The 15,677-nt window shown below is 38.2% G+C and carries 13 protein-coding genes; 11 read left to right on the forward strand and 2 right to left on the reverse strand.

Annotated features, from left to right (window positions below; translation table 11 throughout):
- Positions 1 to 16 precede the first annotated feature (16 nt).
- The 5 genes from hydA to ACP3VS_RS19945 all read left to right on the forward strand — a co-directional run bounded on the left by hydA (position 17) and on the right by ACP3VS_RS19945 (position 6,110).
- On the forward strand, positions 17 to 1,420 hold the full coding sequence (gene hydA, locus ACP3VS_RS19925) for a dihydropyrimidinase (RefSeq protein ID WP_197223764.1): 1,404 nt from the start codon (positions 17 to 19) through the stop codon (positions 1,418 to 1,420).
- A gap of 99 nt (positions 1,421 to 1,519) precedes the next feature.
- Positions 1,520 to 2,887 (forward strand): NAD(P)-dependent oxidoreductase, encoded by a 1,368-nt coding sequence (locus ACP3VS_RS19930; protein ID WP_197223765.1) that lies wholly within the window; start codon positions 1,520 to 1,522, stop codon positions 2,885 to 2,887.
- A gap of 13 nt (positions 2,888 to 2,900) precedes the next feature.
- The gene (gene preA, locus ACP3VS_RS19935) at positions 2,901 to 4,163 is read left to right on the forward strand and encodes an NAD-dependent dihydropyrimidine dehydrogenase subunit PreA (RefSeq protein ID WP_012293684.1); all 1,263 of its coding nucleotides are present in this window, start codon (positions 2,901 to 2,903) and stop codon (positions 4,161 to 4,163) included.
- Between the two features lie 180 nt (positions 4,164 to 4,343).
- Positions 4,344 to 5,858: an NCS1 family transporter gene (locus tag ACP3VS_RS19940; protein WP_036162646.1), complete on the forward strand. Its 1,515-nt coding sequence runs from the start codon at positions 4,344 to 4,346 to the stop codon at positions 5,856 to 5,858.
- Positions 5,859 to 5,903: 45 nt separating this feature from the next.
- Entirely contained in the window at positions 5,904 to 6,110 is a 207-nt protein-coding gene (locus ACP3VS_RS19945) for a hypothetical protein (RefSeq protein WP_012293686.1), read from the forward strand.
- 136 nt (positions 6,111 to 6,246) lie between these two features.
- On the opposite strand, the gene ACP3VS_RS19950 is transcribed toward ACP3VS_RS19945, so the two are convergent.
- Complete coding sequence (locus ACP3VS_RS19950) at positions 6,247 to 7,638, reverse strand: APC family permease (protein WP_426389712.1); 1,392 nt, start codon at positions 7,636 to 7,638, stop codon at positions 6,247 to 6,249.
- 268 nt (positions 7,639 to 7,906) lie between these two features.
- Here ACP3VS_RS19950 and ACP3VS_RS19955 point away from each other — a divergent pair, with 268 nt between their 5' ends.
- From ACP3VS_RS19955 to ACP3VS_RS19970, 4 genes are all read left to right on the forward strand, one after another.
- Positions 7,907 to 9,280: an amino acid permease gene (locus tag ACP3VS_RS19955; RefSeq protein ID WP_012293688.1), complete on the forward strand. Its 1,374-nt coding sequence runs from the start codon at positions 7,907 to 7,909 to the stop codon at positions 9,278 to 9,280.
- A gap of 151 nt (positions 9,281 to 9,431) precedes the next feature.
- A complete protein-coding gene (locus tag ACP3VS_RS19960; protein WP_012293689.1) occupies positions 9,432 to 10,841 on the forward strand; it encodes a spore germination protein in 1,410 nt (469 codons plus the stop codon).
- Between the two features lie 10 nt (positions 10,842 to 10,851).
- Positions 10,852 to 11,931 carry a GerAB/ArcD/ProY family transporter gene (locus ACP3VS_RS19965; RefSeq protein WP_426389715.1) on the forward strand — a complete coding sequence of 360 codons (1,080 nt, stop codon included), beginning with the start codon at positions 10,852 to 10,854 and terminating at the stop codon, positions 11,929 to 11,931.
- Positions 11,928 to 13,040, forward strand: coding sequence for a Ger(x)C family spore germination protein (locus tag ACP3VS_RS19970; protein WP_012293691.1), 1,113 nt, complete (start codon positions 11,928 to 11,930; stop codon positions 13,038 to 13,040). The genes ACP3VS_RS19965 and ACP3VS_RS19970 overlap by 4 nt, the downstream gene beginning before the upstream one ends.
- Before the next feature lie 43 nt (positions 13,041 to 13,083).
- On the opposite strand, the gene pgeF is transcribed toward ACP3VS_RS19970, so the two are convergent.
- A complete protein-coding gene (gene pgeF, locus ACP3VS_RS19975; protein WP_426389717.1) occupies positions 13,084 to 13,845 on the reverse strand; it encodes a peptidoglycan editing factor PgeF in 762 nt (253 codons plus the stop codon).
- A 169-nt stretch (positions 13,846 to 14,014) separates the two neighbouring features.
- Here pgeF and ACP3VS_RS19980 point away from each other — a divergent pair, with 169 nt between their 5' ends.
- Complete coding sequence (locus ACP3VS_RS19980) at positions 14,015 to 14,641, forward strand: hypothetical protein (RefSeq protein ID WP_031418021.1); 627 nt, start codon at positions 14,015 to 14,017, stop codon at positions 14,639 to 14,641.
- Between the two features lie 231 nt (positions 14,642 to 14,872).
- Positions 14,873 to 15,481, forward strand: coding sequence for a SafA/ExsA family spore coat assembly protein (gene safA, locus ACP3VS_RS19985; RefSeq protein ID WP_031418022.1), 609 nt, complete (start codon positions 14,873 to 14,875; stop codon positions 15,479 to 15,481).
- Positions 15,482 to 15,677: the final 196 nt, after the last annotated feature.

The following is a 15,677-nucleotide window of genomic DNA, read 5'->3' on the forward strand; positions in this document are numbered from 1 at the left end:
AAGGGTGAGGGGCACAGTGAAAAAAATTATTAAAGGTGGAAGAGTAGCTACTGCTGCGGATGCATTTGAGGCAGATATTTTAATTGATAATGGAAAAATTGTGCAAATCGGACGGGATTTAAGTGAGGATGGCGCTGAAATCATTGATGCAACTGGTAAATATGTATTGCCAGGGGGGATTGATCCTCATACACATTTAGATATGCCATTTAATAATACGGTAACAGATGATGATTGGAAGTCTGGTACGATTGCGGCGGCTTTTGGTGGGACAACTACTATTTTAGATTTTTGTCTAACAGCTGGTGAAGAAAAATTATCAGCAGCTATAGAAAAGTGGCATGACAAGGCCAAGGGAAAGTCTGCTATTGATTATGGATTTCATTTAATGATTGGCGATTTAACGCCTGAAACCGAAGCCGAATTACCTCAAATTTTAGAGCAAGAAGGAATTACCTCTGTCAAAGTCTTTATGGCCTATGCTAAAGAATTCCAAGCCTCAGATCGAACACTCTTTAAGGCGTTTAAAATTGCCAAAGACCTTGGAGCGTTGGTGATGGTCCATTGTGAAAATGGCTCTGTGATAGATGAGCTTGTTGAGGAAGCAAGACGTGCAGGTCAAAAGGAGCCGATTTATCATGCTTTAACTCGTCCGGCCGAATTAGAGGGAGAGGCAACAAAACGTGCCATCGAGTTAGCACACATTGCTGGAGCAAAGCTATATGTAGTGCATGTAACATGTAAAGAGGCGGTGGATGAAATTATTACCGCTCGTGAAAAGGGCTATGACGTCTATGGTGAAACATGTCCACCCTATTTAACACTCGATCAATCAGCTCTTGCACAGCCAGGCTTTGAAGGAGCTAAGTATGTTTGGTCACCACCCCTTCGTCCAAAATATCATCAAGAACATTTATGGAATGCCCTGAAGGCGAAACAGCTTCAGACAATTGGCTCTGACCAATGCTCCTTTAGCTTTAAGGGGAAAAAACAATTAGGCCTAAATGATTTCTCAAAAATCCCAAATGGTGGACCTTTCATTGAGGATCGTTTCAGTATTTTATATTCTGAAGGTGTTGCAAAAGGTAGAATTACGATTCATGAATTTGTTGATATGATTTCTACAAGTGCTGCAAAAATATTTGGTTTATTCCCTCAAAAGGGAACAATCGCCATTGGCTCTGATGCAGATATTGTTATTTTTGATCCAGAGGCAAAACGCCAAATTTCGGCTAAAACACACCATATGAACGTCGACTATAACCCATATGAGGGATGGGAAGTGACTGGCGAGCCTGTTAGTGTGCTAGTACGTGGCGAGTATGTCATTAAAAATAAAGAATTTGTTGGTGTACTAGGTAGCGGACAATATATTAAACGTCCATTAAAAGCAGTAGCTGCGGAAGCCTTGAAGATCTAGCTTCCTTCCGTTTAGAACCGATTGTTTTGGCTGGAGAACAAAACAATCGGTCTAGTAATTGGGTGCACGGAAAAAATGAACACATGAGGGGGATGTGGAATGGTTCCGATTCAAGAAAATGCGATGACCGTACAGCTAAAACGTAATTTTGTGGAATTAAAAAACAAGATGACAAAGAATGAGGCTATTGAGGAAGCCAATCGTTGTCTCTATTGCTATGACGCACCATGTATTAAAGCGTGTCCGACAAGTATTCAAATCCCAAATTTTATAAAAAAAATCGCATCTGGTAATATGAAGGGTTCTGCTACGACTATATTAGAAGCAAATCCTATTGGTGCTAGCTGTGCAAGGGTTTGTCCAACAGAAGAACTATGCGAAGGAGCGTGTGTTTTAAACTCTTCAACAAAGCCAATCAAAATTGGTGAGTTACAGCGGTATGCAACAGATTGGGCAATGGATACGAATGTCCAGCTATTTAAACAGGGGCAAAGTAATGGACAGAAGGTAGCCATTATTGGAGCAGGCCCTGCTGGTTTATCGGCAGCCAGAGAACTCAGCCGTTTCGGTTATCAAGTAACCATCTATGAGACCGAAGCGAAGGCAGGTGGCTTAGGGAGTTATGGGATTGTAGCTTTCCGATTACCAAACGATGTTGTAGATTGGGAAGTGGAGCAAATAGAACAGCTTGGAGTGGATATTCAAACAAATACGACGGTTGGTGTCGACATTACTGCGGATGAAATTTTGGCAGAATATGACCATGTTATTTTAGCTGTTGGTATGGGGGCTGTTCCAAATCTAGGCATTGAGGGTGAAGATTTAGAGGGTGTCCACGATGCTATTGAGTTTGTCAGAAAAACAAAAATGGGACCGCTTACAAATGATATCGTAGGAAAACGTGTAGCTGTTATTGGTGCAGGAAATACAGCCATTGACGGTGCTACAAGTGCGGTGCGTTTAGGTGCAGACAATGTCCAAATACTTTATCGAAGAACGCAAAAGGAAATGACTGCCTATAAATTTGAGTATGAATTTGCTAAGCAGGATGGTGTGGAATTTAAATGGCTCACAGCACCAAAGAAAATTATTGGTAATGAGGCTGGTAGGGTGACAGGCATTGAATGCGTGAAAATGAAGCTTGGGGAGCCAGGACCTGATGGTCGACAAAGACCAGAGGAAGTGCAGGGCTCTAATTTTATCCTTGAAGTGGATGCTGTTATTAAAGCTATTGGGCAAACCCGTTTTGTTTCATTAATTGAAGCATTCGGTTTAGCGCATACAAATGGGGTTGTTGATATAAATGAGACAACGATGCAAACGTCTAATGACAAAGTATTTGCATGTGGAGACGTTGTCTTTGGCAATGGACAGGGAGAGGCGATGGTGGTGACTGCTGTACAGCAAGGAAAAGATGCAGCATACAAGATTCATGAAAGTTTAAGAAAACCAAGTGAGATTGCATAAGGGGGGAACTTACATGGCAGACTTACGCATTAACTTAGCAGGCATCCAATCGCCGAATCCATTTTGGTTGGCATCCGCACCACCTACGAATTCAGGTTATCAAGTACAACGCGCATTTGAAGCTGGTTGGGGTGGTGCCGTGTGGAAAACATTGGGGGAGCCCATTTTAAATGTATCTTCACGTTTTGCGGCTGTTAGCTATAACGGTCAACGTGTAGCGGGATTCAATAATATTGAATTGATTACGGATCGACCGTTAGAAGTGAATTTACAAGAAATATATGAGACAAAAAAGAAATTTCCTCATCACGCGATTATAGCCTCTTTAATGGTGGAGCCAAAGCAAGAAAAGTGGCATGAAATCGTAAAACGTGTAGAAGATGTGGGGGTTGATGGTCTTGAGCTTAACTTTGGTTGTCCACATGGGATGGCAGAGCGAGGGATGGGCTCTGCCTCTGGTCAAGTCCCTGAACTGGTGGAAAAGCAAACATACTGGGTAAAGGAAGCAGCACGTACACCGGTCATTGTGAAATTAACACCAAATATTACGGATATTACAGTTACGGCAGAGGCGGCTACTAGAGGTGGAGCAGATGCCGTAAGTATGATAAACACGATAAATAGTTTAGCAGGTGTAGATTTAGATACTTGGAATACAGTTCCTCATGTTGCTGGTAAAGGAGCACATGGTGGCTATTGTGGCCCAGCTGTAAAGCCAATTGCCCTTAATATGGTGGCAGAATGTGCTCGCAATCCATTAGTCAATGTACCGATTTCGGGCATTGGCGGAATTTCTAATTGGCAGGATGCCGCAGAATTTATTTTAATGGGTGCTACAGGCGTTCAAGTTTGTACAGCAGCAATGCACCATGGCTTTAGTATTGTGGAGGATATGATTGATGGGTTGAACAATTATTTAGACGATAAAGGTTTAGCTTCCGTCATGGATTTAGTAGGTCGCTCCGTTTCAAGATATTCAAACTGGGGTGATTTAGACTTAAATTATAAAATTGTCGCAGAAATTAATAATGATGTTTGTATAAATTGTAACAAGTGTCATATTGCTTGCGAGGATACATCACATCAATGTATTGATCTTTATACTGAAAATGGACGTCCATTGCTAAAGGTTCGTGAAGAAGACTGTGTAGGATGTAATTTATGCTCTATTGTTTGTCCAGTGGATGGTGCAATTTCTATGGTTGAACGAAAATCAACCGTTCCACCAATGACATGGAATGAACGCCAAACGCTCATTAGTAGTCTCTCAAAATAAAGACTTTTCATCTTTATTCAGTAGTAGACATTTATAGGGGGAAGCTCTAGCCTTTCGAACACCAACTGAATGAAGATAATGAAGAAAATCGAAATTCCACCTTCCTTCATTAATTGGCGATGGAGGAAGGAAAAACTTCAAGTAGTTGTCACGGAAATTAAAAAAAAGGAGAGAAACTTTATGGAACGTGACGGGAATTATTTAAAATCCCCAGATTTACTTCCAGTGACACATCAACAAAGAAATATTGGAACATTTGGTTTTGCGGTGATTTGGATAGGAATGGCGATTGTTTTAGCGGCTTTTGCAATCGGCGGTTCAGCAATTACCAATTTATCCTTACCAATGGTTATTTTAGCTACGTTGGTAGGTTCCTGTTTGATCGGTATCTTTATGACGTTAATTGGTGATATAGGTATTGAGCATGGATTATCATTCCCTGTTTATATGCGTGCACCATTCGGCACATTTGGAACTCATATTCCTTCACTTGTAAGGGGCATAACAGCCGCATGTTGGTTTGGTCTTAATACGTATTTTGGAGCATTAGCCATAAACGGCATTTTAAATTTATTGTTTGATTTTGATAATTGGTTTATTTGTTTCCTTGTATTTGCGGCGCTTCAACTCTTTAATACCTCATTAGGCATTAAGTCTATTGAGCGCTTCGCTGATTTAGCAGCGCCTGTCATTATTTTGATTTCTTGCTGGATGTATTACACATTGGCGGATCATGCCACATCACAAGGGAAAAATATTTGGACGTGGGTGGAAACGCCAACAACGGGCTTTGCCGCCTTTACAGCTTTTATGGTAGTGGTCATGGCAAACATGGGCTTTTGGTCAACGCTGGCAGCAGATATGCCATCATTATCTCGTTTTTTTAAAGCACCTAAAAATGAACGGAATTGGTTCAAGCGGAATAAAACACAGCTTGTAGGCTCCTTGATTGTTATGCCAATAACGAACACATTTATTGTTACAATTGGTGCAGTTTGTTATATGGCAGTAGCATCTGCTGATCCCATCAATGCTTTACAACAAAGTGCAAGTGGTTTTATTTTAGGTATCCTTTTGCTGATGATTGTGTTGGCACAATGGTCAACGAATACATCTGCTAATGTTGTGCCGGCTGCTACTATTTTCTCGAATATTGGTGGTCCAAAAGTACCGTTTTGGGTAGGGGTTGTTATTGCGGGGATTATTGGTATTCTTGCACAGCCCTGGAGTTTATTTAATGTGATGGTCAATGTTCTATTGATTATAGGTGGAATATTAACAGCGATTGTAGGGATTTTATTTGCGGATTATTATCTCATTCGCAAACGACGTGTACATGTCAAAGAACTGTATGAATTAGATGGGCAATTTAAATACTATAAAGGTTTTAATTTCGCTGGGTTAGTGGCCTGGGTAATCGGTGGTGCCGTTGCCAATATTTTTTCCGCTTATTCTTCTTTAGTAGGGTTTTTTGTAGGTGCAATTGTCTATTATGTGTTAGCAAAGTATTGGTGGTTTAAAAAGTATCCTCAAGCTGAGCTAGAAGATCCAAGTGATGCGAAGTATTTAGGTATTACGGTCGGACATAATTTGGATGAACTATTTGGTCAACAAGTCCCTGCGTTGACAGACCAAGAGGAAGAAGAGCTTGTGGAGCAACCAGACCCTCTGTTAGAAATAAAAGGTGCCGAATAAGTGAGACTACATCAAGACATTTTCAAAAGAAGGTGAGGTGATGGCATGTCTGAATTCCAACAAAGCACAGAGGAAATCGAAAAAGTAGATCATTATTTAGATAGTGGCTTTAAAATCAAATATGTCTACGAAAATTTAAGTGGGATGTTTGTAGAATTCGCTCGTCAGGAAGAAGTGACATTACTACAAATTCTAACGGCAGATGCACGAAAGTATTTCACAGCAAAATTACAGGAACAAACCCTATTATAATAACAAAGTAGCCTCTATTTCATTGGCCGATGGTGGAATAGAGGTTTTTATGTTTGCGGGTTTGCTATGCAACAACAGTAAGCCTTTATGGGAAGGCAAAAAGGTGTCTCTAAGAATTTGTAAGAGACACCTTTTTTTATCGTTTATTCATTTCGCTATTCTTTCGACCATAAGCCAAATAAACAATCAAGCCGATGATGAACCAAATACCACATGCAATCCATGTAAGAATAGAAAGCTGTGAAATTAAAAAGAGACATAATAAAAATGATAAAATCGGTAGTACTGGGAAAAATGGTACTTTAAAGCCTCCAGAAGGTATATTTTTATTTTTTCGTAAATACACCACACCGATGGATACAATGGTAAACGCCACTAATGTACCCATATTGACTAATTCAGCAAGCTTAGAAAGTGGCACAAAATCTGCACATAAAGCTACTAGTAATGCAAATATCCATGTGTTTTTGACAGGAGTTTTAAATTTGGGACTTAGCTCAGCCATGCTTTTGGGCAGTAAACCATCACGGCCTAAGGCATATAAGAGTCGCGTTCCTCCATAAGACATAACTAATATAACGGTCATCATTCCTACTACGGCACCAAGGGAGATAATTCCCGCAATCCAATCTTGGTGGACAAGCTGCATCACATAGCTAACGGGGTCACTTACATTTAAGGCATGATAGGGAACAATCCCCGTTAATACCATTGATACGGCAACATAAAGCACGGTACAAATGAGTAAAGAACCGATAATGCCAATGGGCATGTTCCGTTGGGGATTTTTTACTTCCTCAGCAGCCGAAGATACCGCATCAAAACCTAAATAAGCAAAAAATACAAGTGCCGCCCCACTGAAGACGCCTCTTATGCCAAATGGTAGAAAGGGCTCCCAATTAGTAGGCTTTACATAAAATACCCCTACGCCAATAAATAGTAAGATGACAGCTACCTTCAAGAAAACCATCCAGGAATTGAATCGAGTGGATTCTTTAATACCAAGCGTTAATAAAAATGCCGTAGCAAAAATAATAAAGATTGCTGGTACATTTATATATGTGCCAGCAGCAGGATTAAAGGCTCCTGAAATTGCTTGAGGTAGAACGATATGAAAGCCGGCAAGAAGTGAGTTTAAGTAAGATGACCATCCTGTCGCAACAGCAGCTACAGCCAATCCATATTCCAAAAGCAAAGCCCATCCTACTAACCACGCGACAATTTCGCCAAAGACAATATAGCCATACGTATAGGCGCTTCCAGTTACGGGGACACTTGATGCAAATTCGGAATAACACATGCCTGCAACAGCACAAACAATGGCGGCAATAATAAAGGAAAAAACGATCCCAGGTCCCGCATGCGTTGCTGCCACCGTTCCGGGCAAGATGAAAATACCCGTGCCCACGATGGCACCAACTCCTAATAATAGAAGATCAAAGGCACCTAACGTTTTCTTTAGTTGAATAGTCCCTTCGTTTTGTAATAGTTCCTCGATTTCCTTTTTTCTAAATAATAGTTTACTCACAGTTACTCCTCTTTTTCTTAGAAATATGTGAAAATATTATACTTTTTTGATAATTGGGTCAATCTTTTTGCCGAAATAAAGCGAAAAAACTAAAATATTTAGAAATTTTAGAATAGGAATATTGGAAGCTGTTCAGTATGCCAAATCTATCAAAAAAACATTATTTTTTGTTTTTCCTAAAAATACAATTGTCTTTTTAAGAAAAATTGATTATGATTTTAAAGTATATTCAACGTAGATAGAACAACAGGAAAAGAGGCGTTATGGAGTGGCCAACAAAGAATTACAAAGAGGATTAGAGGCACGTCACATCCAAATGATCGCGCTTGGCGGTACGATTGGTGTGGGCTTATTTATGGGTTCGGCAAGTGCCATTCAATGGACAGGACCTTCTGTACTCCTTGCCTATGGAATTGCAGGTATTTTTATATTTTTCATTATGAGAGCAATGGGTGAGATGCTTTATATGGAGCCAAGTACAGGCTCTTTTGCAACATTTGGCTATAAATATATACACCCTCTAGCAGGCTATTTAACGGCATGGAGCAACTGGTTCCAATGGGTAATTGTTGGTATGTCAGAAATTATAGCTGTGGGAACATATATGCAGTATTGGTATCCTGATTTACCAGCATGGATACCGGGTCTCATTGCGATGATCATATTAGGTGTGGCAAACTTTATCTCGGTTAAATCTTTTGGTGAATTTGAATTTTGGTTCGCCATGATTAAAATCGTAACGATTATTTTAATGATTGTAGCAGGCGTTGGACTGATTTTCTTTGGCTTTGGTAATGATGGTATTGCGATTGGCTTATCGAATCTATGGAGTCATGGTGGCTTCTTTACTGGCGGCTGGACAGGCTTCTTCTTTGCATTATCGTTAGTAGTCGCAGCATACCAAGGGGTAGAGCTTATTGGGATTACAGCAGGGGAAGCAAAAAATCCACAAAAGACAATTACGAATGCCATTCAAAGTATTATTTGGCGTATTTTAATTTTCTATATCGGAGCCATCTTTGTCATTGTGACAGTGTATCCGTGGGATGAATTGGGTACGATCGGTAGTCCTTTTGTTGCGACATTTGCCAAGGTAGGTATTACTGCGGCGGCAGGTATTATTAATTTTGTCGTTATTACAGCTGCTATGTCTGGCTGTAATAGTGGTATTTATAGTGCAGGACGTATGTTATATACTCTTGCAATGAATGGACAAGCACCTAAATTTTTCGCGAAGCTTTCCAAAAATGGAGTACCTTTATTTGGTACAGCTGGCGTGTTAATTGGTTTAGTGGTTGGTGTCATTTTAAGCTATATTGCACCACAGAATTTATTCGTCTATGTGTATAGTGCAAGTGTTTTACCCGGTATGATACCATGGTTTATTATATTAATTAGTCAAATGAAATTTAGAAAAGTGAAAGGTGAACAATTAGCGAATCACCCTTTCAAAATGCCATTAGCGCCTATTACGAATTACTTAACGATTATCTTTTTAATCATGGTACTGGTTGGCATGTGGATTAATGACGATACGCGTATTTCTCTAATTGTAGGAATTATTTTTTTAATAATAGTAACAATTAGTTATTATGCATTTGGTATTGGCAAAAATCGATACAGTACAGATCAAGGTAAATAGCAAAAAAAGATGTTTCTCTTAAAATAAGAGGAGCATCTTTTTTTTGTCTTTTTTTGCTAGCATATTTTTTACATAAATGTTCGTAAACGTGCCAAACTATAAAAAACTCTATGTGAACTGGTATTCGTCGGAATAAAAGGGGTTGAACGGAATGAACGAAATGCCTGAACAGCTTGTTGCTAAATTAAAGAAGGAAATTAATGATGTAGATGATGTAAAACTAAATATGATTGCTACAGAAGAAGGGGATGTTACCCTTATCTATTTTTCCTCTCTTATAGAAAAAATGACCTTACAAACAATGGTATCTATTCCGTTAACCAATAATATGAAACAAATTCATCAAATGGCTCAATATGTGGACCCTAAGGACATACAAGAAGTTATCAAAAAACTGAATTCTGGGCAAACACTGCTGTTTTTTCATGAAACCAATGCGCTATTAAGTATGGATACGTATAGTGCTCCTACAAGGGCCATTACGAATACTGAAACGGAATCAACCGTTATAGGGCCTCAGGATGCATTTACAGAATCTTTGGAGACCAACATTTCTCTAGTGAGAAGACGAATTCAAAGTGCTCAGCTAAAAAATGAAAATCGTATTGTTGGTTCAGAGGCTAATATTAAAATTTCCATTATGTATATGGACAATATTGTGAATCATAAAAACTTGGATGATCTTAGAAATCGTATTGATCAGGTGGTATTTCCTTTATTTACGGATATATCGGTGTTGAAGCAATTAATTGAGGATAATCCATTATCACCATTTCCTCAATATTATATGACGGTACGCCCCGATAGTATTTGTCGCTACCTTATTGACGGCCGAATTGTCATGTTTATGGATAATAGCCAATTAGCAATTGTCTGTCCGACCTCTTTTTTTGAAATGTTCGTGTCGATTGAGGATTATTATAACCGATGGACAACAGCCTCTTTACTAAGAATGCTACGCTTCTTTGGTTTTTTCTTAACGATTATGATTACGCCCATGTATATTTCTGCCTTAACCTTCCATCCAGAAATATTGCCATATGAGCTTTTATTAAATCTTCAAGAATCAAGAAGTAAAGTTCCTTTTCCACCTCTCATTGAAGTGTTATTTATCGAACTTATTGTAGAGGTATTACGGGAAGCCGGTTCTCGAATGCCTGCCAAAGTCGGACAAACAATCGGTATCGTAGGCGGTATTGTCATAGGGACTGCGGCTGTGCAGGCAGGGCTACTTAGTAATATTCTTATTGTGTTGGTGGCCACTTCTGCACTATTATCTTTCCTACCACCTATTTTCTTGATGAGTAATGCTAGCCGATTTGTGCGATATATTTTCATTTTATCGGCTGGGTTATTTGGTCTATTTGGGCAAATGCTTGCCTTTGCTTGGTTAATTCATCATTTACTAAGTTTAAAATCATTAGGAACTCATTATATGACGCCAGGTATACCGAGAAATCCAACAGATTTGTTAGATAATGTCATCAGATTTCCTATCAACTATTTAACGAAAAAATCCGGCATTTCAAGGGCTCAGAAAAAAACGACAGAGGAGAAATGAGGTAAAAGACTTGAGCGCAGCTAACGTAAAGATGTTAAATCGCTATCACGTCATTTTTTTGGCCCAGAGCATTATGGTAGGGACCGGCATACTATCATTGCCACAAAAATTAAGTGCTATGGGCTATACCGAGTGGTTTATGCCCGTATTATTCGGTATTATCGCTACCTTAACTCTTTGGCCGATGATTTGGCTTTGCTCTAAATACCCGAATGAACATTTATTTCGTATCAATGAAATTCTTTTCGGGAAAGTCTTAGGGAAAAGCCTTAATCTCTTGTTTGTCATTCAATTTATTATCTTTAGTGCAGGAATTATTAGCAACTATATGCATCTCATACAAAGTACAGCGTTACAAGAGCAAACCATCACATTGCCTGTGCTGTGTTTCTTACTGTTGCTGATATATATTGTAAGTGGTGGTATCAAATCTATTGCCAGATTTTGCATGATGAGTTTTTTTATTACAATCGGCATATTCTATTTTACACAGTGGGCTATTGAAAAAGGGGAGGTAAGTCATTTACTCCCTTTATTCAATTTTAGTGGGCTAGATTTCTTTAATGCATTTAAAGAAGGGTATTTATCAGTCCTTGGCTATGAATTAATTATGTTTTACTTTCCATATATAATCGATCAAAAAAAAGCCTTTCGTCATTCATTGATTGGTATTTGGATTAGTATTCTCCTTTGTTTTTTCACGACAGTAGTAAGCGTCATCTATTATTCTGAATGGCAGTTGAAAAACGTAGAGTTTTCCGTTTTAAATTTATTTAAAGCCGGCGAACTTACCTTTGTGGAACGAATCGATATTATTGGTATAACGTTATGGGTATTTTTTATATTATCCACGGCCACTGCCTATGTGTGGTGTGCCAAATTAGGCGTGGATACGTTGTTTAAAAAGAAAAATAGTTATCAATTATATGTGATTGCCGCTATCATTTTTTTGATTATTAGAATGCCATTTTCTCGAGAATTCCAAGAGAAACTTTTTACAGCAAGTAATTATATTGGGTATATGCTAATTATTTGGCCAATCTTCTTAAGCATGATTTATATAGTTCGAAAAAAGAAGGTGCAACAATGAATAGAAAGCTTCTACTAAGCATCACACTTGCGCTTTTATTATTATTAGCTGGTTGTTCAAGAAAAGAGTTGAAGGTACCTTTAGAGGATATTGGTATGGTTGGGATAATGGCTTTCGACTATATGGATGAAGATCAAATGAAATTAACGGTCGCTATTCCTCAATATTCCCCAGAGGCACAACAAAAAACACAAATTTTTTCGGTGTCTACAGATCTTGTATCGAATGGCATCGTAGAAATCGAAAAGCTTTCGGATAAAAAAATTGTCTTTAACCAATTACGAGTTGTGCTGGTTAATGAAGATTTTGCACGAAAAGGTGAGATACAAAATGTCATTCAGCATCTATACAGGAATGCTGAGGTGGGCAATAAAGTCCTCATTGCTATTGTGAAGGACAAAGCAGAAGCCATTATAAAGGGAAATTACCCGGATAAACCAAACATTAATATTTACATTAATGATTTATTGGAACCCAGTATAAATACAGCATTTAATCCGAATACGAATATTCATGATTTTATGTATACAATAACGAATCCTGTGACGGATACAATCATCCCATATCTTGAAAAACGCGATGATAAAATTGAAATTAAAGGTGTTGCTGTTTTTAAGGGGAACCATATGCATGAAGTAATTAAGCCTGAGGAAGCGTTGATTGTTCAAGCATTACTAGGAAGAAAAAGTCTCGCACCTCTCCATTTAGATCTACATGAGGGATATGGGGAGGAAAAATTGATGATTGATTTAATTGAGAGCTCTATTAAAATGCAAAGTAATAAGAATGTTGACTCACCAAAGCTCATCATTCGCCTAAAGATTAAAGGAACGTTAAGCGAATACAAAGGGTCGAGAGAATACGAGTTGAATACGATTGAAAGCATTAGTCGGTTAGAGAAGGATGTAAATAAGCAGCTAGAAGAGGATATTACCAAGTTTTTAGATAAACTAAAAAATATGGATGTCGATCCTAGTGGGCTAAGTGAAAAATTTAGAATGTACTATCATGGCAAGTGGACGACCAAAAAAACGAGGGAAGTCATTAGCAAATTACAAACAGAGGTACATGTTGAGACGTCGATTATTAGTACTGGTACGTTAAAATAACAGGACAATCCTTATGCTGAAGTGGATTGTCCTTTTCGTTTGTTTAAGATTTTCGCATAATAAAGCTTAAATGTCTGCCTGCCTGTTTGTCCTGACGATAGGAGAAGCCATCAGGGCTAAGGAATGTACAAGTGGCATCAACTTGGATTTGCTCAGATGGAATACCAGCAAGTTCACATTGCTTTTTCACAGTTTTTTGATTATCAATATGATATTTCTGCGTTGCTGCATTAAAATACATAAAATCGTCTGCATAACCAAGACTGCGGAACTTCTCATACACATCAGCATCTACCTCGAATTTTTGCTGGCTTAAAGCCATACCGATTTGAACGTGAAAATCCTCAGGTCGGCATTGTTCTTGTTCCAACAAATGCTGGAACAGTTTAGGTGTAATTTCTTTGGTAGTACCTTGCCAGCCTGAATGAATGACGCCCACTAAACCATTGACAGCATTATAAAAAATCACAGGAACGCAATCGGCTGTAAAACTGCATAATAATAAATTAGGCTCAAACGTATAAAGAGCATCCGTGTTTTTCACTGCTGTATCCATTTGCTCAGCGCCACGTCCTTTATCGGCAAATGTTACTCGATGAAAGTTGGCGCTATGTGTTTGCTCCGTACAAATAAAATCTTGCAGATTGCAGTTCAAAGTTGTGGCTAATTGTTGACGATTGTCAACGACATCATGGATATTATCGCAAGTATGCAAAGCCATATTATTATGCTCTAATTCCATTGGATCCTTTAAGGTAGTTCCAGCGATAAATTGATCATTATCTACATATATTTTTGATTTCATTCAATCACCCCGCTTTACTATATAAGATTCCACTATGAATGTATAGGTTCCACTCCCTTGAATATTTGTTACTACTTTCCCTTACCCTACTAGCGAACTTTTAGACATAATGAATAGATTTCTTCACATATAGTATGGGGAATCCTATGTGGAAGGAGAGAATAAAAAGATGCCTCAACTAGATATTTTATTAATTTGTCAATTAGGCATGGGTCTTTTCTGGATCATTACATATATTTTAGTTATTTATAAAGGATGGAAGGATAAAAAATACGGTATGCCTATGGTTGCTATTTGTGCCAATATTGCATGGGAATTTATCTTTACATTTCTTTACCCACAAAATGACCTTCAACGATTGATTACGCTCACATGGCTCGTTTTAGATGTCGTGATACTGATGCAATTTTTACGATTTGCGCCACCCGAATATCGAAGAATTCTCTCTAAAAAATTATTGTATGCCTCTTTTTTAGTCACTTTAATGTTCAGCATGTTGATGATTTTTGGGATTATTCATCAATTTCAGGATTATGAAGGGAAGTATGCAGCATTTTTGCAAAATCTCATGATGTCTGGGTTATTTATCGGATTATTATTACGAAGAGGGAATTTAGATGGTCAATCTATGGGCATTGCAGTCTGTAAGATGATTGGAACTTTGTTTGCTGCGATTGGCTTTTATCTCTATTTCCGTACACCGTTCATGACCATTATTTCTATGGCTACTCTTTTTTATGACTGTCTCTATATTTTACTAATTTACAAAATGAAGAGGAAATTATCGACGAAGTAGTGATTATTAGGTAACTATTGGTGGTTTATATAATTGGTAATATTTGTTGATTACAATGATATTGCAACTTGATGACAAGGTGCATCTTCATAAAGGTTGTTAAAAAGGGATTCGTCAAATTTTGTAGTTCATCTGTCATGTATTTGTAAAAATCCTTCCAAATATTTTGTGATGATTATTGCTCTGAAACTATTTACGATATTAGAAGAGCAAACAGGAAGGATGATAGACATGTTGAAAAAAATAAAAAAAGCAGCACTTGCTTCAGTTATTGCAGCTTCATTATTACTACCAGTGGGGGCAATGGCGGCTGAATCCTATACAGTCTCATCTGGTGACACTCTTTGGAAAATCGCTTTGAAAACGGAAACAGGAGTACAAGAATTAATTGATGCAAACCCACAACTTGCCAATCCAAATCAAATTTATCCTGGTCAAAAAATAATGGTCCCTGTAAAGGAACAAGCAAGCGTTGAACAAGAGGTCGTTAAACGGGTTAATGCGGAACGTGCGAAAGCAGGTCTTTCGGCATTACAAGACGATTGGGAGTTATCAAGAGTAGCTAAATACAAGTCGCAGGATATGCATGATAAAAATTATTTTGACCATACAAGCCCAACGTATGGTACGCCATTTACGATGATGAAAAACTTCGGTATTTCTTATCAATCAGCTGGTGAAAATATCGCCAAGGGTCAACGCTCGGCACAGGAAGTCGTTACAGCATGGATGAACAGTGAAGGTCACCGTGCTAATATTCTCAGCAAAAACTATACACATATCGGTATAGGGTATGTAGCGGATGGCAACTACTGGACGCAAATGTTTATACAAAAATAAAAGAAGAACTGCCCAAATCAGACGGATTTTGGGCAGTTTTTTGTTACTTCACAATTGATTGCTCCTAGAAGCTAGTATAAAAGCAATGCATTATTAACATATATCAGAGTGAAGAACTATTTAGAACGTACCTACTCTGAATAATAAAATCGACAATAGAGTAAAAGTTATGAGTATACTACAGCAACAATTAAAA

It is taken from the genome of Lysinibacillus sp. VIII_CA, assembly GCF_049943995.1.
Classification (GTDB): domain Bacteria; phylum Bacillota; class Bacilli; order Bacillales_A; family Planococcaceae; genus Lysinibacillus; species Lysinibacillus pinottii.

Excerpts from the sequence above, each read along its gene's own strand:
- ACP3VS_RS19930 (WP_197223765.1), top strand. The coding sequence starts at position 1,520 with ATGGTTCCGATTCAAGAAAATGCGATGACCGTACAGCTAAAACGTAAT.
- ACP3VS_RS19940 (WP_036162646.1), top strand. The coding sequence starts at position 4,344 with ATGGAACGTGACGGGAATTATTTAAAATCCCCAGATTTACTTCCAGTG.
- ACP3VS_RS19945 (WP_012293686.1), top strand. The coding sequence starts at position 5,904 with ATGTCTGAATTCCAACAAAGCACAGAGGAAATCGAAAAAGTAGATCAT.
- ACP3VS_RS19980 (WP_031418021.1), top strand. The coding sequence starts at position 14,015 with ATGCCTCAACTAGATATTTTATTAATTTGTCAATTAGGCATGGGTCTT.
- pgeF (WP_426389717.1), bottom strand. The coding sequence starts at position 13,845 with ATGAAATCAAAAATATATGTAGATAATGATCAATTTATCGCTGGAACT.
- preA (WP_012293684.1), top strand. The coding sequence starts at position 2,901 with ATGGCAGACTTACGCATTAACTTAGCAGGCATCCAATCGCCGAATCCA.
- ACP3VS_RS19960 (WP_012293689.1), top strand. The coding sequence starts at position 9,432 with ATGAACGAAATGCCTGAACAGCTTGTTGCTAAATTAAAGAAGGAAATT.
- ACP3VS_RS19970 (WP_012293691.1), top strand. The coding sequence starts at position 11,928 with ATGAATAGAAAGCTTCTACTAAGCATCACACTTGCGCTTTTATTATTA.
- safA (WP_031418022.1), top strand. The coding sequence starts at position 14,873 with ATGTTGAAAAAAATAAAAAAAGCAGCACTTGCTTCAGTTATTGCAGCT.